We start from the raw sequence: 17,137 nt of genomic DNA on the forward strand, positions 1-17,137 counted from the left end.
CATGGAGGGGCCGCCAGCGCGGCCCGTTACTGCGCTATTCGTCGATCTCTTCCTTTACTTTCTTCAGGTCGGTCGGATCAAAGTAGATTTCGACTTTGCGCTTCTCCTTGTCCCAGCCGTAGATCTCGTAGCAGTTGGTCTTGGTGACCTTGAACTTCTTGATGTCGTAGCCCATCGCCTTGATCTGCTGTTGGGCATCGGCCTCGCTCAGCCATTTGCTCTTGTCGGTCCGGGTACATTGGGGGTCGGCCAGGGCTGCGCCGCTTAACAGGGGGATCAGTAACAACAGGGGGGTCAGTTTCATTGCTTGCTCCTTGCGGTTGATGTTGCAACAGCGACAAGGTTAGGCGGCAAGACTTAAGAGAGCGTTAAGAGGGGGAAGATATTTTCCCCGGCTTGCACCGGGGCTGTGTTTAGTCCAGCTTGCCCTTGACCAGCCACTTGTCGAGGGCATTGGCAAAACGCTGCTTGTCGGCGGCGTTGAAGGGGGCTGGGCCGCCGGTTTGCACTCCGGCTGAGCGCAGCTCTTCCATGAAGTTGCGCATGCCAAGACGCGCCTTGATGGTCTCGCGGGTGTAGATCTCGCCGCGGGGATTGAGCGCCTCGCCACCAGCATCGATCACCCAGGAGGCGAGGGGAATGTCGCCGGTGATCACCAGATCGCCGGGTTTGACCTGCTGGGCGATGACATGATCTGCCACATCGAAGCCTTTCTCCACCTGCTGGGTTTTGATGAAAGGCGAGGGGGGCACCCGCAGTCCCTGATTGGCCACCAGGGTGGTTACCACTTGAGCTCGGTGGGCGGCGCGGTAGAGGATCTCCTTGACCGGAATGGGGCAGGCATCGGCATCAACCCAGATAGGCATGGCATGGTTTCCTGTAGTCAAACGGACGACAAAATGGCAGCGCGCATGGTAGCACAATCCCCCCGAGGCTGGCTCGGGGCTGAGTCGGCCCCGCCTTTCGTGTAAGCTGGGGGCTGCATGTGACACGAGAAGGAGACGAGATGGATCGGGTGCCCAGTGATGTAATTTATGCCCTGACCCTGGATGGCAAGGGCGGCATGACGCCGCTGGCGGCGGGAAGCGAGATTCCGGAGCAGCAGCCGGGCTGGCTGCATCTGGACTACGGCAATCCGGAGGCGGCACGCTGGCTGCTGCAGACGCCGCTACTCAACGAGGCAGCAAAAGAGTCGCTGCTCGGCCAGAGCAATCGACCCAAGCTGGTCCGGATGGGGGAGACAGTGCTGCTGATCCTGCGCGGCATCAACCGCAACAAGGATCACCGGCCGGAAGAGATGGTGGCGCTGCGCATCTACATCACCCCGGATCTCATCATCAGCAGCCGGCGCCGGCCGCTGCTCTCCGAACAGGATGTCTTCAACCAGCTCAAGCTGGGCGGCGGCGCAGATAGCCCGGCTGACTGGCTGGTGGAGATCTGCGATGCCCTGACTGATCGCGCCGGCGAATTTGTCGAGGAGCTGCACGACCAGATCCTCGAACTGGAAGAGATGGTGCTGATGCGTGACATGCCGGCCAATGGCCGACTGGCGCTGATCCGCAAGCAGCTCATCATGATCCGCCGCTACCTCTCGCCCCAGCGGGATCTGGTGGCGCGCCTCGCCAACGAGAAGATCAGCTGGCTGGATGAGGATGACCGCCGCCGTCTGCTCGACATCGCCGACCGCTTGCGGCGCTGGCTCGACGACCTCGATGCCGGGGTAGCGCGTACTGCCGTGCTGGCGGACGAGATCAACAATCTGATGGCAGAGGCGACCAACCGCCGTGCCTACCAGATGTCGGTGATGGCGCTGCTGTTTCTGCCTGCCAGCTTCCTGACCGGCCTGTTTGGCATCAACCTGGGTGGAATGCCGGGGGCCGAGAGCCCGACCGCCTTCTGGGTCTTCTGTGGATCATTGGTGGTGATGGCGGTGGGGCTGGCGTTCTGGCTCAAACATCGACGCTGGTGGTAGGGAGGAGCGAACCATGTGGCAATCCATCGGTTTGACCCTGCTGCTGTTGCTGGGTCACACCCTGATCCGGCGACTCATCCACAAGAGCCTGATGGCCCTTGGCCAGAGCCGGCAGGTGAGCGAGAACCGGGTCATTTACGTGGCCCACGTGTTCCACTTTCTGCTCGGCTGCGCCACCCTGCTGGTACTGGCCGGCGTGTGGGGGCTCGACTTCTCGCGGCTGGTGGTGCTCGCCTCCTCCTTCTTCGCGGTATTGGGCGTGGCCATGGTGGCGCAGTGGTCGATCCTCTCCAACATCACCGCCAGCATCACCATCTTCTTCGCCTTTCCCTACAAGATTGGCGACCGGATCCGCATCCTCGACAAGGATGATTCGGTCACCGGCGTCATCACCGAGATCGGTCTCTTCTATGTGCGGGTGCGCGATGACAACGGCGATCTGGTCACCTATCCGGCCAACCTGATCCTGCAAAAGCCGGTCAGAAAGCTGGAGTCCAAGGCGCCGGAACCGTTGCAACCGGAATAATCGGAATGGCACGCAACCGGAACAGAAAAGGCTCCCTCGGGAGCCTTTTTAACGATGGATGGTGTTAGCGTTCGAAGAAGCGGTAGAGGTGCTCCACCTGCACCGGGCAGTCTGCTACCAGATGCACATGTTCGCGCGCCTGATCGACCGTGCCGAAGCTGACCGGGCAGCCGAGGGTATCGGTCAGTTCATACAGGGTGCCCTTTTTGTCACGAAATTCGATGAGCCAGCCGGGAATGGCAACGTCGTGGAGGATTTCGGCTTCTTGCAGGATATGTTGCTGATAGAGCTTACGAAGTTCACTGACTGTCATGATGCTCTCCTGTGAGGGGATATCCGATTCCAGTCTATGCCTGTCACCCTGCGGGCGGCAACAGGATCATCCGCGCAGGCACTCCCAGCCCCAGCGGATGCGAATAAAGGTCTCTGCATCGCCACCCCGATCCGGGTGATGCGCAAGGGCCAGCTCCCGCCAGCGGCGGCGGATGGCCTCTGGCGTGGCATCCATCGCCAGTCCGAACAGGGCCAACGCCTCCTCTCGTTGACCTGCGCCATCGCAGGTGCGCCAGAAGCTTGCAAGCAGGGCTTCCACCTCCTCCCTACCGGTCTGCCAGAACACCTGCCAGTCGAGGTAGTAGCTGCGCAGCGCCTCGCCCCGTACGAGTGCATTCCCCGCATCAGCATTGGAAGCAAGCGGTTCGAGGCGGATATCCAGCGTGCTTATCACCAGCCACCAACCCTCTTCATAAAGCTCGGCCTGCAGCTGGTAGAGGGCGTTCATGATGAGGAAGTTGAGCCGAAACAGTTGTAGTTGCTCATCGTCAGCCAGCAGCGGAATTACCACTTGCTGACGCAGTGCCGCCATCAGCTCGTGCACCTTGTAGCTGCCATCGGCCCGTTGCAGCAGGGCCAGCAGCGGGGCGATCAGCGGGTTGGCACTCTGGTCGCTCATGGGGTCCGATTCCTCCGGATGAGAGCTGTGGTGACAGAAGAGGCCACCGTACAGGCGAGGTGGCGATGAGCCAGAGTGACATCTGCCAGAGGGCGGGGCAAGGGCGGCGCAGAAAAAGACCGCCAGCAGGCGGTCATGTCATTTCATGTGGCCGGATTAGATGGGGCTCTCCTTGTGGAGCTCGCCGACACAGTCGGCCAGCGCCAGTACCAGTGCGGAGCGCACCATCTGATCGAGCCGGTTGAGCTGCATCTGGTAGAAGGCCCAATCCTCTTCGCTGGCTGGGGGCTCCAGCTTCATCATGCCGCCCTGATTGACCCCGTGCAGGCGGTCGAGCAGATCGCGGATCGGCTTGTCGCTGAAGCGGTAATCCTTGGGGTCGCGCACCAGAAAGTCGCGGATCTTCAGATAGGCTTCCAGATCCTGATAGCGCTCGAGGGAGATGAGGCCGAGGGCGAAGATGAGCTTGAGGCGCACCTCCAGCTGACCGAGGGGGCCGCTCTGGTTGAGCAGGGGTTCGATGGCGTATTTGACGGCATACTCCTCCTGACGAAAGGCGCGTCGCATCAGGGAGTCGACCGCCTCTTCCAGGATGGTCACGGCTTCGAGAAAGAAGCCGCGGGGGCCATCCTGCTCGTTCAGTCGTTCCAGTACTTCATCTTCCTGGTGTGTGGTCATAGGTGCATTGGATCCAGCTGACAGGGAGAGAGTCAGCCTCTCTCCCGGTTTTTATCATATGGGGCGCATTTCCTTGCGATTCAATCAATTGGAGCATCCGGTCATGCGCCGCCAGCAGGGTATTACAAGGTCTCGTAACGAGCCACTATGGTGCGGACGATTTCGCTCTCTTCATCCAGTCCGGTGATGCGGGCCAACGCTTTGGCCGGGCCAAGCTCCGCCAGCAGCTGTTGCAGCTCGACCGCCTGCGGATCATCGGCATTGCGATAGTGGAGCGCAGCGGCGATCCCCTCCTGCAACTGCTCGTTGGGCAGGCCGTACTCCAGGGTGCCGAGCAGCGGCTTCACCAGTCGATCCCCCGCCGCCAGCTTGCGCAGTGGCTGACGGCCGACCCGGTCAATCTCGTCCACCAGATAGGGGTTGGCGAAGCGGGCCAGGATCTTCTCGATATAGGCGGCGTGCAGGCGCGGGTCGAAGCCATAGCGTTTTACCAGCACGGCACCGCTCTCCTCCATGGCGCGGCGCACCTTGCTACGGATCACCGGATCTTCGATCGCCTCGCGCACGGTGCGATAGCCCCGCAGCTTGCCGAGATAGGCGGTGACGATGTGGCCAGTGTTGAGGGTGAACAGCTTGCGCTCGACGAAGGCCATCAGGTTGTCGGTGGGCTCCATGCCTGCCACCTGTGGCAGCTCCCCCTTGAACTGGGTCTGGTCGACGATCCACTCGCTGAAGCTCTCGACCGTCACTTCCAGCGGGTCATCGTTGGCAGCTGCGGCGGGCGGCACGATGCGATCCACCGCCGAGTCGACGAAGCCGATGCAGGATTCGAGCGTGGCATGATACGCGACCGGCAGGTACTTGAGTACCTCCTGCTTGAGGTGGCTGGTGCCGCGCACCATGTTTTCGCAGGCGATGACGTTCAGCGGTGTCAGGTTGCCGGCATCGAAGCGGGCCTGCAGCCCCTTGGCCAAGGTGCTGGCAATCTTGTCCAGAATGTTGGGGCCGACCGCAGTAGTGACCAGATCGGCGGTGATGATACGGGCGATCACCTCGTGACCGGCGGAGCTCACCGCCGCCACGTTGCGCACCACGTCCAGCTTCTGATCCGCTCCCACCACATGGACCTTGTACTCCTGACGGTGGTTGAGCTGATCGATCAGAGTGTCGTTGACGTCGGCGAAGGTGACCTGATGGCTGGCATCTGCCAGCACTTTGCCGATAAAGCCGCGACCGATGTTGCCGGCACCAAAATGCAATGTTTTCATGATATTAACCTCTTGAACCAAAGACGATGAAAGATGATTAGGCAGCCTGTTCGGCACCCAGCAGATCCAGGAAGGCCTGGGGATCCGTGGTGCTGGCCAGCCGGTCGATGAGACCGGGTTCATCCAATGCATTGGTCAGGCGGGTTATCACCTGCATGTGTTCGTCGTTGCGGGCGGCGATACCGATCACCAGCCGCGCTACCTCATCGGCAGTCTCGCCAAAGGCGACCCCGGCCGGGTACTGGCAGATGACGATGCCGGTACGCTTCACAAACTCCTTGGCGGCGATGGTGCCGTGGGGCACGGCGATGGATTCGCCGAGGTAGGTGGAGACCAGCTGCTCGCGCTCCAGCATGGCGTTGACGTAGTCGGGTGCCACATAGCCGCGCTCTGCCAGCAGTCGGCCAGCGGTCAGGATGGCGGCCTCCTTGTTGTCGGCTTTCAGTCCCAGATGCACGTCATGACGGCTCAGGGTAAAGACTTCGGCGGCCTGCGGTTCGTAGCTGTCGTCGTTGGCGGCCACCAGCAGCTGCGGGTTGGCGACATCGTCGTTGGCGGCCTGAGTCAGGCTCTGTACCAGCTCCTGATAGAGACCGTTGTCGAGGAAGTTGGTCAGTGAAATATGGTGGGCATGTGGCGCATGGCGACGGGCCCGCTCGGTCAAATCCTTGTGGGTGATAACCCAGTCCACCTGATCGTCGAGCTGATCGATGGCTCGGTTGGTGACGCTGATGTCGAGCCCGGCGGCCTGTACCCGCTTGCGCAGCATGCCGGCGCCCATGGCGCTGGAACCCATGCCCGCATCGCAGGCGACCACGATATTGCGCACCGCCATCAGTTCACCGCCCGGCTTCTTGGCCGCTGCGGTTTCGGGCTTGCCGCCCTTCATGGCTTTCATCTTGCGGGTAGCTTCACCGAGGGCATCGGCCTCGTCGGCTTCCGGCTGCTGGGCGCGGACGAACACGGCGGCGACCAGGAAGGAGACCAGAGTGGCGGCTGTGATGGAGAGCAGCACCCCGATCAGGGAGGCCTTCGGCGTCATCAGCAGCACGGCGAAGATTGAGCCCGGTGAGGCAGGGGAGACCAGACCTGCGTTGAACAGGGTCAGGGTAAAGACCCCGGTCATGCCGCCGGCGATCACCGCCAGAATGAGGCGCGGGTTCATCAGCACGTACGGGAAGTAGATCTCGTGGATGCCGCCGAAGAAGTGAATGATGGAGGCACCTGCAGCGGACTGCTTGGCGGCGCCACGACCGAACACCATGTAGGCCAGCAGTACGCCCATGCCCGGGCCCGGGTTTGCTTCAATCAGGAAGAAGATAGAGCTGCCGTGCTCGGTCGCTTGCTGGATCCCCAGCGGCGAGAAGATGCCGTGGTTGATGGCGTTGTTGAGGAACAGGATCTTGGCCGGCTCGACGAAGATGGAGGTGAGCGGCAGCATGTGGTTATCCACCAGGAAGCCGACGCCACCGGCCAGCACGCCGGAGAGCACCTTGACGAAGGGGCCGATCACGAAGAAAGCGAGGATCGCCAGCAGCATGCCGATAAGGCCAGCGGAGAAGTTGTTGACCAGCATCTCGAAGCCGCTCTTGACGCGACCGTCCATCGCCTTGTCGAAGCGCTTGATGGCCCAGCCACCGAGCGGGCCGACCATCATGGCGCCCATGAACATCGGGATGTCGGTCCCCACGATGACGCCCATGGTGGTGATGGCACCGACCACGCCGCCACGATCACCGCCCATCAGCTTGCCGCCGGTGTAGCCAATCAGCAGCGGCAGCAAGTAGGTGATCATGGGGCCGACCAGCTTGGCCAAGGTTTCATTGGGCAGCCAGCCGGTGGGGATAAAGAGGGCGGTAATAAAGCCCCAGGCGATAAAGGCGCCTATGTTGGGCATGACCATATTGGACAGGAAGCGTCCAAAATTCTGTATCTTGACTTTGGTATCCGGTGATAACATGTCGGGACCCCGTTTTAAGCCTGTTTGATTAAAAGTGGTAGTTCGGGATGGCCGGTTTTGCCGAACCTCCATCCCTGTCGTCTAAGCAACTTCAATCTACCAGCTTGCGATCAAATTAGGCTGAAAACGGGGTGTCTTGTGATCCATATCTCAGATACCCCGTCATACCCCCTCTCCAACCAGTGATGAAGATCACATTCTTTCGCTGTAATTCGGCTACATTTCGATCTTTTCTATTTTTAATGACCATTTTTTGTGATTTAGATCACCAACTCAGCTTTGCCGTGCCTTTGCGTAAAAGTGATTTACTTCACAAATTCAGTTTTTGTATTCGAATGGGGCAAATCACTCAATAACTCATCAGCGGGTAGTGACGATGGATCTATCGAAATCTCTCTCTACTCACCAATGAGTCAATAGTTTTGTAACCCTCTTTCAGTTTTTGCAGGCAGTGATGAGGGCTCTTTTGTGGCCGGTTGATGGAGATGATCGGCTGATTGCAGGAGGTCGTGCAGGAGGTTGTGGGATGCAGGGGGATCTTGCTTGTCGCACAGGGCTGACAGCGGGAAAAAACAAACCGCCAGCAGGCGGTTTGTCGGTTTTGGCAATCTGGCCCCAGTCGGGAGTGTTACCGCTTAGTAGAAGCTGGCATCCTCGGGGGAGGGGCGGGTCTTGAAGCGGCGATGGAGCCACATGTACTGCTCCGGCGCCTTGCGCACCGCAGCTTCAATCTCGCGGTTGGCGCGAGCCGCATCGACCATGTCATCACCGCTCGGGTAGTCGGCGAGGGGCGCTCCGATATGCAGGGTGTAACCCTCGCTGGTGCGGATGTTGTAGCAGGGCAGGGTGACGGTGTTCTTCACCCGCGCCAGAGTGGCGGTGCCGGTGATGGTGGCCGCCTGCTCCACCGCGAAGTAGGGCACGAACACGCTGGCGTGGGAGCCATAGTCGTGATCCGGCGCGTACCAGAGGGCGTCACCGTTGCGCAGCGCCTTGATCATCCCTTTCACATCCATCCGGTCTACCAGATATTTGTTGGAGGCGCAGCGACCGTGATACTGGGCATACTCCAGCACCGGGTTGGTGTTGGGGCGATAGACGCCGACCCCTGGCCGTACCAGACCGAAACAGCGGGCGTTGAGTTCAAGCGTCAGGAAGTGGCAGGAGAGCAGCAGCATGCCCTGACCTTTTTCCATGGCGGCGATGACGTGCTCTTCCCCTTCCACCTTCATCAGGTTGCGCATCCGCCAGTCCGGCCAGAACCAGGCGATACCCACCTCGAATACGGCGCAGCCTACGCTCTCGAAGTTTTGCTTGAGCAACTTCTCGCGCTCGGCCAGAGTCAGCTCCGGCATCGCCAGCTCCAGATTGCGACGGGCAATCTTCACCCGTGATTTGAGCACTTTGGCGGCAAGATGACCGAGCTGGCGACCCAGCCACATCTGGCTGCGCCACGGCAGCAGAGTCAGCAGCCAGAGCAGGCCGAGGCCAAACCAGCTGGCCCAGTAACGGGGATGAAACAGGCGGGGCTCGAGGCGGGGAGCGTTGTCATGGGCCATGGAGAATCTCTTTGCTTGCGAAAACAATCGGGGGATTCTAGCCGAAAAGGGGGGGCGGGGGCGAATGGCTATCTGCTGGTCAGAGGGGCTGCTTGCATCTTGTCCGTGTGGCGCGAAGGGTAACCATGGGTTTCCTTCCGCGCTCTTAATGGCAACCACAGGTTTGCTTTTTCTCCCTCAAATAAAAGAGTGTGATAAAATCGGCGACTGATTTTTCAGGTTTTGAGAGTCGATACAGATGAAGATCACCCTGCCCGAGTTTGAAAAAGCCCGCGTTCTGGTCGTTGGCGATGTCATGTTGGACCGTTATTGGCATGGCCCCACCGGCCGGATCTCGCCCGAGGCACCGGTGCCCGTGGTCAAGGTTGAACACATTGAGGAGCGTCCGGGCGGTGCCGCCAACGTGGCCCTCAACTCCGCCGCCCTTGGCGCTCATGCCGTGCTGCTTGGCCTGACCGGTCAGGATGAGGCTGCCGATGCCCTGGCTGGCCAGATGGCCGGCGTCAAGGTCGCCTGTGACTTCGTTCGTCTGGCCGACTACCCGACCATTACCAAGCTGCGCGTGCTGTCGCGCAACCAGCAACTGCTGCGTCTCGATTTCGAAGAGGGGTTCCACGCTGTCGACTCCACCCTGCTGGTGAGCAAGGTCGAGCAGGCGCTGCCAAACAGCGACGTGATGATCCTCTCCGACTACGGCAAGGGTGCCCTCAACGACGTACCCGGCATGATCCAGCGTGCCCGCGCCGCCGGCATTCCGGTGCTGGTCGATCCCAAGGGAACCGACTTCGAGAAGTATCGCGGCGCCACCCTGCTGACCCCCAACATGTCCGAGTTCGAGGCTGTAGTGGGCAAGGTGAAGAGCGAAGAGGAGCTGGTCGCCAAGGGGCTGGATCTGGTCAAGCGCTTCGAGCTGGATGCCCTGCTGGTCACCCGTTCCGAGAACGGCATGACCCTGATCCGCGAAGGCCAGCCGGAGCTGCATCTGCCGGCTCAGGCCCACGAGGTTTACGATGTGACCGGTGCCGGTGATACCGTCATCTCCACCTTGGCCACCTCGCTGGCCGCTGGCAAGAGCCTGGACGAAGCCTGTGCGCTGGCCAATACCGCCGCCGGGATCGTGGTCGGCAAGCTGGGTACCTCTACCGTCAGTCCGGTCGAGCTGGCCAATGCCCTCTATACCGAGCAGGAGACCGGCTTTGGCGTCATGTCCGAAGCCCAGCTGAAAGTGGCCGTTCGTGCCGCCCGTCTGCGCGGTGAGAAAGTGGTGATGACCAACGGTTGCTTCGACATCCTGCACGCCGGCCATGTCTCCTATCTGGCCAACGCCGGCAAGCTGGGGGATCGCCTGATCGTGGCGGTCAACACCGACGAGTCGGTTCGCCGTCTGAAAGGGCCGGGTCGTCCGGTCAACCCGACCGAGCGTCGCATGGCCGTACTGGCCGCACTGGGCGCCGTGGACTGGGTAGTGCCGTTCGGTGAAGATACCCCGCAGCGCCTGATTGCCGAGATCCTGCCTGACCTGCTGGTCAAGGGCGGCGACTACAAGCCGGAAGATATTGCCGGTTACGCCGAAGTGACTGCCAATGGCGGCGAAGTGCGCGTCCTCAACTTCGAGGATGGCTGCTCCACCACCGATATCATCAAGACGATTCGCGAGCGCGGCTAATACGGCTAGCCCCGTAATCTGGCGGGGCTCACTATCGGCGGGAGCAAGCCGATAGAAACATGGATAACAAAAAGGCGACCTTGCGGTCGCCTTTTTCATTCCCGATAACGGCTATCAGGCTTTGGTTTTGGCTTTTGCGGTAGCAGGCATCAGACCCTGGTTTACTTCCACCAGATCCTGCGCTTCCAGCACACCGGCAGCCTGCTTCAGGCTCAGGATATTGAGGATGTAGTTGTAACGGGCCTCGGAGAGCTTCTGCTTCGCTTCGTACAGCTTGCGGGTGGAGTCCAGCACGTCGACGATGGTGCGGGTACCCACCTCGTAACCGGCTTCGGTCGCCTTCAGGGCGCTGTCGGCGGAGACTACGGACTGGCTGTAGGCGCGTACCGAGCCGATGCTGGCGTTCACGTTGTTATAGGAGGAGCGCACAGTGCTCTGTACCGAGCGGAAGTTCTTCTCCAGCTGCTCGCTGGCTGCCACGTAGTTGAACTGGGCCTGCTTCACCTGGGAAGTGGTGGCGCCACCGCTGTAGAGCGGCAGTTTGAAGGTCAGACCGATATTGGCCTGGTTGTCGTTGCCACCCGGAATGTTGTCCAGCTTGTAGTCGGTATTGCTGGTTTGCAGGCCGGCACCCAGATCCAGAGTCGGTTCGTGGCCGGTCTTGGCCAGATCGATCTGCTGCTTGGCGATGTCCTTGGCGATGCGGGCATTGTGCAGTTGCAGGTTCTTGTCCAGCGCCAGCTCCAGCCACTTGTCAGAACCGAAGGCGGTCTTCTGCGGGCTGAAACGCTCGGTGTTGAGGATATCCAGATTGCGGTGATCGACGCCGGTCAGCTCGCGCAGGGCTTCGTAGCTGTTGTCCAGGGTGTTCTCGGCATTGATCTCGTCGGCCAGCGCCTGGTCACGGGAGGCCTCGGCTTCGTGAACGTCGGTGATGGCGGTCAGACCCACCTCAAAACGCTGCTGGGTTTGTTCCAGCTGACGCTCCACGGCAACCTTGTTGGCGCGAACAAATTCCAGGGTATCCATCGCCTTGAGCACGTTGAAATAGGCGGTGGCGCTGCGCACCATCAGGTTCTGGACTTCGAGGTTGTAGGCGACATCGGACTGGGTAGCGCCCTTCTCGGTCAGATCCAGATTGACCCAGTTGCTGCGACGATAGATGGATTGATCCAGAGAAATAGAACCGGAGGCTTTGTTGTTGGTCTGGGTATCATTCTTGTTCTGCAGGTAGTTCAGACCGGCACCCAGGTTGATTTGGGGCAAGAGCGCAGCGCGAGATTCGTTGATCTTCTCGAAGGCCTGGTCGCGAACCGCTTTGGATTGCAGCAACTGCGGATCTTTGATCTGTGCTTGCTGGTAGATATCGAGCAGGTTTTCGGCGTGGGCACCGGCACTGACGCCCAGCAACACCATGACGGACAAAAGTGTTCTTTTCATAGATCGTTTTAACCTTATGTAGTAACCCAAAACGGTTGCTGGAGAGGGCAAATATTGTCATCAACCAAGCTTGATTGCAGCTTAATCACTCTACTATAAGCAAAATTTAATGCTAAGAGTCTTCGGTCCGGTAACGGGAACGTCAAGAACCAGCGGCAGTTTTCTCCCCGCGCGCCTAGCCAAATGGTCTGTGGCTGCTAAAATCCACCCCTCATTGCCATGGCACGCCGAGTGAATGAACGTTCATTCATGTTCCTCGGATTTTATGGTCAAACTGATACAAGTCAAGCTGACGGGAGCCCCGGATGTCGCAGCAACCCTTGCCACAAGATCGGCACTATGCCGCTGATGATGTGAAAATCATTGAAAAATCAGCTGGATATAACGGCTTCTTCAAGGTGAACGTCTATCGCCTGCAGCACAGGTTATTTGCTGGTGGCTGGAATCAGCCCATCGTCCGCGAGCTGTTCGAGCGGGGCCATGCCGCCGCGCTGCTGCCCTATGATCCGGTGCGCGACGAGATCGTGCTGGTGGAGCAGTTCCGTATTGGTGCCATGGAGACCTGTTCCACCCCCTGGCTGCTGGAGCTGGTAGCCGGCATCATCGACGAAGGGGAAACCGCCGAGGCGGTGGTGCGCCGCGAAGCGGTGGAAGAGGCCGGGATCGAGGTTGCCCGCTGTGAACATGCCATCAGCTATCTGGTGAGCCCGGGCGGCAGCACCGAGCGGATCGAGGTCTATGTGGGCGAGGTGGATGCCAGCAAGGCGAGCGGTCTGCACGGTCTGGCTGATGAAGGCGAGGATATCCGGGTGCATGTGGTGAGCCGCGAGCAGGCCTATGCCTGGCTCAAAGAGGGGCGCATCGACAACGCCGCCTCGGTCATTGCCCTGCAGTGGCTGGCCCTCAACCATGGCGAGCTGCGTGCCCGCTGGCTGGCGGATCGCTGAGGTGGCGCTGACCCTGCAACAGAGCAGGCGCTATGTGCCTGACCTGATGTCCTTGCAGCGTACCTGCGAGGTCAACTATATGGCGCTGATGAAGCTGCTACCGCCGGAAGGGGAGGTGGGAGCCGAGCGCCGCTATCGGGTCGGCAACGATCTGCAGTTCCAGCTCACCATTTGTGGTGAGAGCCGCTTCACAACTCAGGTTCTTTTGAGTCAGCACAACCCCGAATTACCCGAATATTTACAGGCTCAAATAGAGATTCGTTTGTATCATGATGTGCGGATGGCGGAAGTGTGTGCAGCGCAACAGATTTCCCGTTTGCAACCACGTTATGATTATCCCAATAAAAAGATGCACCAGCGGGATGAAAAGGAGCAGGTAAATCTGTTTCTGGCCGAGTGGCTAAAATTTTGTCTCAGACATGGTACCAGCCCGATCAATATCTCCAGTTGAACAAATATAAAGAAGCGTGATTTTGGAAACAGAGCTCCCCCAGGCGCAGGACGGCAGTGTGCGCCTGTTGCAAATTACTGATACCCATCTTTTTGCCAGTGCCGAGGGTCGGCTGCTGGCTGTGCGCACCGCCGAGAGTCTGGCTGCGGTGCTGGAGCGGGTGCAGGCCAACGACCATCCCTACGAGGTGATTCTGGCGACTGGCGACCTGTCGCAGGATCACAGCCCGGAGTCCTATCAGCGCTTCGCCTCCATGATGGCGCCTCTTGGCCGCCCCATCTACTGGTTGCCCGGCAACCATGATGACAGTCCCCTGATGACCGAGCAGCTTCATGCCGCCGGGATCAGCGAATCCAAGCAATTGGTGGGCGACCACTGGCAGGTGATCCTGCTCGACACCCAGGTTCGTGGCAAACCCCACGGCATGATCGGTGATCACCAGCTGGAGGCACTCGACCGCGCTCTGCGTCAGTATCCGGATCGCCACGCCCTCATCGCCCTGCACCATCAGGCGGTGCCGGTGGGTTGTGCCTGGCTGGATCAGCACAATCTCAAGAATGCCGATGATCTGTTTGCCGTGCTGGCCCGTCACCCGCAGCAGAAGACCATCCTGTTTGGCCACGTCCATCAGGAGTTTGACGAGGTGCACCGCGGCGTGCGGCTGATCGCCAGCCCATCGACTTGCATCCAGTTCAAACCGCTCTCCGATGGCTTCGCGCTGGACGAGTCAGGCCCGGGCTGGCGCTATCTCACCCTCTACCCGGATGGTCGTATCGCCAGCCAGGTGTGGCGTCTGCCGGTGGGGCAGTTTGTGCCCGACCCCAATGCCACCGGTTATTGAGGAGTCGTCATGAAGCCCGTTCTCCTCTACCTGCACGGTTTCAACTCCTCACCGGGCTCCGCCAAGGCGCAGCAGATGGCTGCCTGGGTGGCTGAGCACAGACCCGATATCGAGGTGGTTATCCCGGCCCAGCCCAACACGCCGGCGGTGGCTTGGGTGGCCATCGAGCAGACCATCGCTGATCTGCAGAGCCGTTATGGCAACGAATTCAAGCTTGGCGCCGTGGGCAGCTCCCTCGGCGGCTTTATGGCGACCCGGGTCAGCGAGCAGTACGGCTGCCGCGCGGCGCTGATCAATCCGGCGGTACGCCCCCACGAGCTGCTCTGCGACTACCTTGGCCCCCAAACCAACCCCTATACGGGCGAGCAATATCAGCTGCTGCCTGAACATATGGACGAGCTGCGGGCACTGGCGGTACCGGTGACGGCGCCGGAGCGACTCTGGGTGCTGCAACAGCAGGAGGATGAGGTGCTCGACTACCGCAAGGCGCTGGACGAGTACCGCTTTGCACGCCTCTCGCTGGAGTGCGGCGGCGACCACGCCTTCGTGGCGTTCGAGCGCTACCCCGCCCAGATTATCCGATTCCTCGGGCTTTAATCATGCAACCGCCGTTGGCCGCCTTTCTGGAACAGGTATTGGCCACGGCGCAAGCGGGCCTCACCTAGTCCAAAGACCCCTTCGATATCGGCCGTTTCGAGGCGCTGCGAGCGGCCACCGTGGCCCTTATCGCCAACCAGAGCGAGCTGGCGCCGGAAGCCATTAGAGACTGGATTGCCCTCGACAGCGGTTATCCCACCCCCAAGCTCGATGTGCGGGCCTTCATTCAGAACGATGCGGGCCATATCCTGCTGGTACAGGAGCGCAGCGACGACTGCTGGACTCTGCCCGGTGGCTGGTGCGATATCGGCGACTCGCCGGCGGATGCCGTGGTGCGCGAAGTGGTGGAGGAGACCGGCCTTGAGTGCCGTGCGGTGCAACTGCTGGCGCTGTTCGACAAGCTAAAACATCCTCATCCGCCCCAGCTGCCTCACGCCCACAAGGCTTTCTTTCTGTGCGAGGTGACCGGCGGCCAGCTGCTGGGCGAAACCGATGAAACCAAAGGGGCGGGTTACTTCCCCATCGACGACCTGCCCCCGCTCTCCCGCCATCGGGTGGTGGCCTCCCAGTTGCGCACCCTCCATGAGCACTTGCTGCAGGGGCGGTGCGATACCCTGTTTGATTGACATCTGAGGAAGTGAACCCGTCTGCAAGGAGGCAGGATGATCAAGCGCATCGGCAATACCCCGATTCAAGAGAAACACAAGGCCAGCTGCCACTGCGGCGCCGTGGTGCTGGAGCTGACCCTGCCGGATGGGGTGGTTGAACCGCGTCGCTGTGACTGTTCGTTATGCCGACGTCGGGGTGCTATCGTCGCCTCGGTGCCGCTGTCCGGCATCCGCATTCTGCAAGGGGAGGAGGTGCTGCGCAGCTACCAGTTCAATACCCGCACCGCCAAACACTACTTCTGCAGTATCTGCGGCATCTATACCCACCATCAGCGCCGCTCCAACCCAGCCGAGTATGGCTACAATCTCGCCTGTCTCGAGGGGGTCAACCCGTTCGAGCTGGGGGAGGTGCCGACGCGCGATGGTGTGCATCACCCAGCGGATCGACAGGCCTGAACAAAAAGGGTCTCATATGTTCCTGTTGCGCCCTGCGGGGCAGTGTTAATCTTTAGCGGCCTGTTTACTTTGCCTCGCCCGGGGCAGGGGATGGCCTGACTCTTCTGAACTTCACTGCCAACAGGGAGCACGTTTGTGACAACTCCTTCTGCGCTGCCGGATCTGGTACTGGGCGCCTCTCTCTACTTTCCGCCGCTGTTCAAGGCGGTGCTGCTCGGCCTGCTCTGCTGGCTGCCGGTGCACCATCTGCTGCGTGACTGGCTCTATGGTGGGGATGTCTGGCACCCTTTGTTGATGGATCTCTCCCTCTTTATCCTCGCCGTCAGCGGCGCTCTATGGATGCTGTTACATGGCTAAATCACCTCTCGCGACCCTCAAATACTTCTCCACCCTGCTGGTCTGTGCGCTGGCGCTGGCGGCGGGCTGGTGGCTGTGGAACTACTACATGCAGGGGCCCTGGACCCGGGATGGCAAGGTGCGCGCCGAGCTGGTCAGCATTACCCCCGAGGTGTCGGGCAAGATCATCAAGATAGCGGTGAAGGACAACCAGCTGGTGAAGGCCGGGGAGGAGATCTTTACGCTCGACCCCGAGCCCTACCGGATCGCCCTCGATAATGCCCGGGCGGCGCTGGCCAAGGCGAAATCGGACCTCGACAAGGCAGAGCATGAGTCGAACCGCCGCAGCGGCCTGTCGCGCAGCGTCATCTCCGCCGAGACGATGGACGAAGCGCGCCTCAATGCCCAGGCAATGCAGGCGGCCTATCAGGTGGCACAGGCCAATCTGGAGAAGGCGGAGTGGTCGCTGGCCAAGACCCGGGTGCATGCCGCGAGCGATGGCTACATCACCAACCTGCAGACCCGGGTCGGCAACTATGCCAGTGCCGGCGTGCCGCTAGTGGCGCTGGTGGATACTCACTCCTTCTATGTGCAGGGTTACTTTGAAGAGACCAAGCTTGGCCACATAGTGCCGGGCAAACCGGCCGAAGTGGTGCTCTACAGCGGTGAACAGCGGTTGCGCGGCGAGGTGGAGAGCATAGGACGCGCCATCCACGATCAGAGCGTCGATGGCGGCAAGGGCTTGCTGATCGATGTCAAACCCAACGTGCCCTGGGTGCGGTTGGCCCAGCGGGTGCCGGTGCGGATCAAGCTGCTGGATGTACCGGCGGACGTGACGCTGATCGCCGGTACCACCTGCACCATCACCATTGGCGAATAG

19 protein-coding genes and 1 pseudogene are annotated in these 17,137 nt (G+C 60.5%); 11 read left to right on the forward strand and 9 right to left on the reverse strand.

Annotation, left to right across the window (positions count from 1 at the left end; all coding sequences use genetic code 11):
• Positions 1-34 precede the first annotated feature (34 nt).
• Positions 35-304, reverse strand: a complete 270-nt coding sequence (locus NOM67_RS11965) for a PepSY domain-containing protein (RefSeq protein ID WP_071912525.1) — start codon at positions 302-304, stop codon at positions 35-37.
• A gap of 109 nt (positions 305-413) precedes the next feature.
• A complete protein-coding gene (locus tag NOM67_RS11970) occupies positions 414-866 on the reverse strand; it encodes a YaiI/YqxD family protein (protein ID WP_041209271.1) in 453 nt (150 codons plus the stop codon).
• A gap of 140 nt (positions 867-1,006) precedes the next feature.
• Between NOM67_RS11970 and zntB the strand changes: the two genes are divergently transcribed.
• Together zntB and NOM67_RS11980 are read left to right on the forward strand one after the other, a co-directional pair.
• A complete protein-coding gene (gene zntB, locus NOM67_RS11975; RefSeq protein WP_165791467.1) occupies positions 1,007-1,972 on the forward strand; it encodes a zinc transporter ZntB in 966 nt (321 codons plus the stop codon).
• Positions 1,973-1,985: 13 nt separating this feature from the next.
• Entirely contained in the window at positions 1,986-2,498 is a 513-nt protein-coding gene (locus tag NOM67_RS11980; protein ID WP_043849638.1) for a mechanosensitive ion channel domain-containing protein, read from the forward strand.
• 64 nt (positions 2,499-2,562) lie between these two features.
• On the opposite strand, the gene NOM67_RS11985 is transcribed toward NOM67_RS11980, so the two are convergent.
• From NOM67_RS11985 to lpxL, 6 genes are all read right to left on the reverse strand, one after another.
• Positions 2,563-2,811: a hypothetical protein gene (locus NOM67_RS11985; RefSeq protein WP_033113006.1), complete on the reverse strand. Its 249-nt coding sequence runs from the start codon at positions 2,809-2,811 to the stop codon at positions 2,563-2,565.
• 66 nt (positions 2,812-2,877) lie between these two features.
• A complete protein-coding gene (locus NOM67_RS11990) occupies positions 2,878-3,450 on the reverse strand; it encodes a DNA-J related domain-containing protein (protein WP_255937303.1) in 573 nt (190 codons plus the stop codon).
• 156 nt (positions 3,451-3,606) lie between these two features.
• Positions 3,607-4,128: an MltR family transcriptional regulator gene (locus tag NOM67_RS11995; protein ID WP_005354914.1), complete on the reverse strand. Its 522-nt coding sequence runs from the start codon at positions 4,126-4,128 to the stop codon at positions 3,607-3,609.
• 122 nt (positions 4,129-4,250) lie between these two features.
• A complete protein-coding gene (locus NOM67_RS12000; RefSeq protein WP_255937312.1) occupies positions 4,251-5,396 on the reverse strand; it encodes a mannitol-1-phosphate 5-dehydrogenase in 1,146 nt (381 codons plus the stop codon).
• A 37-nt stretch (positions 5,397-5,433) separates the two neighbouring features.
• The gene (locus NOM67_RS12005; protein ID WP_255937315.1) at positions 5,434-7,356 is read right to left on the reverse strand and encodes a PTS mannitol transporter subunit IICBA; all 1,923 of its coding nucleotides are present in this window, start codon (positions 7,354-7,356) and stop codon (positions 5,434-5,436) included.
• A 635-nt stretch (positions 7,357-7,991) separates the two neighbouring features.
• Positions 7,992-8,915 carry an LpxL/LpxP family Kdo(2)-lipid IV(A) lauroyl/palmitoleoyl acyltransferase gene (gene lpxL / locus NOM67_RS12010; protein WP_043849642.1) on the reverse strand — a complete coding sequence of 308 codons (924 nt, stop codon included), beginning with the start codon at positions 8,913-8,915 and terminating at the stop codon, positions 7,992-7,994.
• 238 nt (positions 8,916-9,153) lie between these two features.
• On the opposite strand from lpxL, the gene hldE reads away from it, so the two are divergent.
• Complete coding sequence (gene hldE, locus NOM67_RS12015) at positions 9,154-10,581, forward strand: bifunctional D-glycero-beta-D-manno-heptose-7-phosphate kinase/D-glycero-beta-D-manno-heptose 1-phosphate adenylyltransferase HldE (protein WP_156853647.1); 1,428 nt, start codon at positions 9,154-9,156, stop codon at positions 10,579-10,581.
• 114 nt (positions 10,582-10,695) lie between these two features.
• On the opposite strand, the gene tolC is transcribed toward hldE, so the two are convergent.
• Complete coding sequence (gene tolC / locus NOM67_RS12020; RefSeq protein WP_198037986.1) at positions 10,696-12,021, reverse strand: outer membrane channel protein TolC; 1,326 nt, start codon at positions 12,019-12,021, stop codon at positions 10,696-10,698.
• A gap of 305 nt (positions 12,022-12,326) precedes the next feature.
• On the opposite strand from tolC, the gene nudF reads away from it, so the two are divergent.
• The 8 genes and pseudogenes from nudF to NOM67_RS12060 all read left to right on the forward strand — a co-directional run bounded on the left by nudF (position 12,327) and on the right by NOM67_RS12060 (position 17,137).
• The gene (gene nudF / locus NOM67_RS12025; protein WP_042032663.1) at positions 12,327-12,968 is read left to right on the forward strand and encodes an ADP-ribose diphosphatase; all 642 of its coding nucleotides are present in this window, start codon (positions 12,327-12,329) and stop codon (positions 12,966-12,968) included.
• The gene (locus NOM67_RS12030; protein ID WP_156853645.1) at positions 12,931-13,419 is read left to right on the forward strand and encodes a DUF1249 domain-containing protein; all 489 of its coding nucleotides are present in this window, start codon (positions 12,931-12,933) and stop codon (positions 13,417-13,419) included. The genes nudF and NOM67_RS12030 overlap by 38 nt, the downstream gene beginning before the upstream one ends.
• A 22-nt stretch (positions 13,420-13,441) precedes the next feature.
• Positions 13,442-14,260, forward strand: a complete 819-nt coding sequence (gene cpdA, locus NOM67_RS12035) for a 3',5'-cyclic-AMP phosphodiesterase (protein WP_033113016.1) — start codon at positions 13,442-13,444, stop codon at positions 14,258-14,260.
• Positions 14,261-14,269: 9 nt separating this feature from the next.
• Positions 14,270-14,857 (forward strand): YqiA/YcfP family alpha/beta fold hydrolase, encoded by a 588-nt coding sequence (locus NOM67_RS12040; protein WP_255937322.1) that lies wholly within the window; start codon positions 14,270-14,272, stop codon positions 14,855-14,857.
• A gap of 2 nt (positions 14,858-14,859) precedes the next feature.
• Positions 14,860-15,483: pseudogene (locus NOM67_RS12045) on the forward strand (NUDIX hydrolase).
• A gap of 36 nt (positions 15,484-15,519) precedes the next feature.
• On the forward strand, positions 15,520-15,921 hold the full coding sequence (locus NOM67_RS12050) for a GFA family protein (protein ID WP_255937323.1): 402 nt from the start codon (positions 15,520-15,522) through the stop codon (positions 15,919-15,921).
• A gap of 114 nt (positions 15,922-16,035) precedes the next feature.
• Positions 16,036-16,278: a DUF1656 domain-containing protein gene (locus tag NOM67_RS12055; protein ID WP_033113020.1), complete on the forward strand. Its 243-nt coding sequence runs from the start codon at positions 16,036-16,038 to the stop codon at positions 16,276-16,278.
• Complete coding sequence (locus tag NOM67_RS12060) at positions 16,271-17,137, forward strand: HlyD family secretion protein (RefSeq protein WP_255937324.1); 867 nt, start codon at positions 16,271-16,273, stop codon at positions 17,135-17,137. Before NOM67_RS12055 ends, NOM67_RS12060 begins: the two co-directional genes overlap by 8 nt.

This window comes from Aeromonas sp. SG16, from assembly GCF_024436135.1.
GTDB classification, from domain to species: domain Bacteria; phylum Pseudomonadota; class Gammaproteobacteria; order Enterobacterales; family Aeromonadaceae; genus Aeromonas; species Aeromonas jandaei.

What these genes read in the sequence shown, in the direction of transcription:
- NOM67_RS11965 (WP_071912525.1), bottom strand. Translation starts at nt 304, where the DNA reads ATGAAACTGACCCCCCTGTTGTTACTGATCCCCCTGTTAAGCGGCGCA.
- NOM67_RS11970 (WP_041209271.1), bottom strand. Translation starts at nt 866, where the DNA reads ATGCCTATCTGGGTTGATGCCGATGCCTGCCCCATTCCGGTCAAGGAG.
- zntB (WP_165791467.1), top strand. Translation starts at nt 1,007, where the DNA reads ATGGATCGGGTGCCCAGTGATGTAATTTATGCCCTGACCCTGGATGGC.
- NOM67_RS11980 (WP_043849638.1), top strand. Translation starts at nt 1,986, where the DNA reads ATGTGGCAATCCATCGGTTTGACCCTGCTGCTGTTGCTGGGTCACACC.
- NOM67_RS11985 (WP_033113006.1), bottom strand. Translation starts at nt 2,811, where the DNA reads ATGACAGTCAGTGAACTTCGTAAGCTCTATCAGCAACATATCCTGCAA.
- NOM67_RS11990 (WP_255937303.1), bottom strand. Translation starts at nt 3,450, where the DNA reads ATGAGCGACCAGAGTGCCAACCCGCTGATCGCCCCGCTGCTGGCCCTG.
- NOM67_RS11995 (WP_005354914.1), bottom strand. Translation starts at nt 4,128, where the DNA reads ATGACCACACACCAGGAAGATGAAGTACTGGAACGACTGAACGAGCAG.
- NOM67_RS12000 (WP_255937312.1), bottom strand. Translation starts at nt 5,396, where the DNA reads ATGAAAACATTGCATTTTGGTGCCGGCAACATCGGTCGCGGCTTTATC.
- NOM67_RS12005 (WP_255937315.1), bottom strand. Translation starts at nt 7,356, where the DNA reads ATGTTATCACCGGATACCAAAGTCAAGATACAGAATTTTGGACGCTTC.
- lpxL (WP_043849642.1), bottom strand. Translation starts at nt 8,915, where the DNA reads ATGGCCCATGACAACGCTCCCCGCCTCGAGCCCCGCCTGTTTCATCCC.
- hldE (WP_156853647.1), top strand. Translation starts at nt 9,154, where the DNA reads ATGAAGATCACCCTGCCCGAGTTTGAAAAAGCCCGCGTTCTGGTCGTT.
- tolC (WP_198037986.1), bottom strand. Translation starts at nt 12,021, where the DNA reads ATGAAAAGAACACTTTTGTCCGTCATGGTGTTGCTGGGCGTCAGTGCC.
- nudF (WP_042032663.1), top strand. Translation starts at nt 12,327, where the DNA reads ATGTCGCAGCAACCCTTGCCACAAGATCGGCACTATGCCGCTGATGAT.
- NOM67_RS12030 (WP_156853645.1), top strand. Translation starts at nt 12,931, where the DNA reads ATGGCGAGCTGCGTGCCCGCTGGCTGGCGGATCGCTGAGGTGGCGCTG.
- NOM67_RS12040 (WP_255937322.1), top strand. Translation starts at nt 14,270, where the DNA reads ATGAAGCCCGTTCTCCTCTACCTGCACGGTTTCAACTCCTCACCGGGC.
- NOM67_RS12050 (WP_255937323.1), top strand. Translation starts at nt 15,520, where the DNA reads ATGATCAAGCGCATCGGCAATACCCCGATTCAAGAGAAACACAAGGCC.
- NOM67_RS12060 (WP_255937324.1), top strand. Translation starts at nt 16,271, where the DNA reads ATGGCTAAATCACCTCTCGCGACCCTCAAATACTTCTCCACCCTGCTG.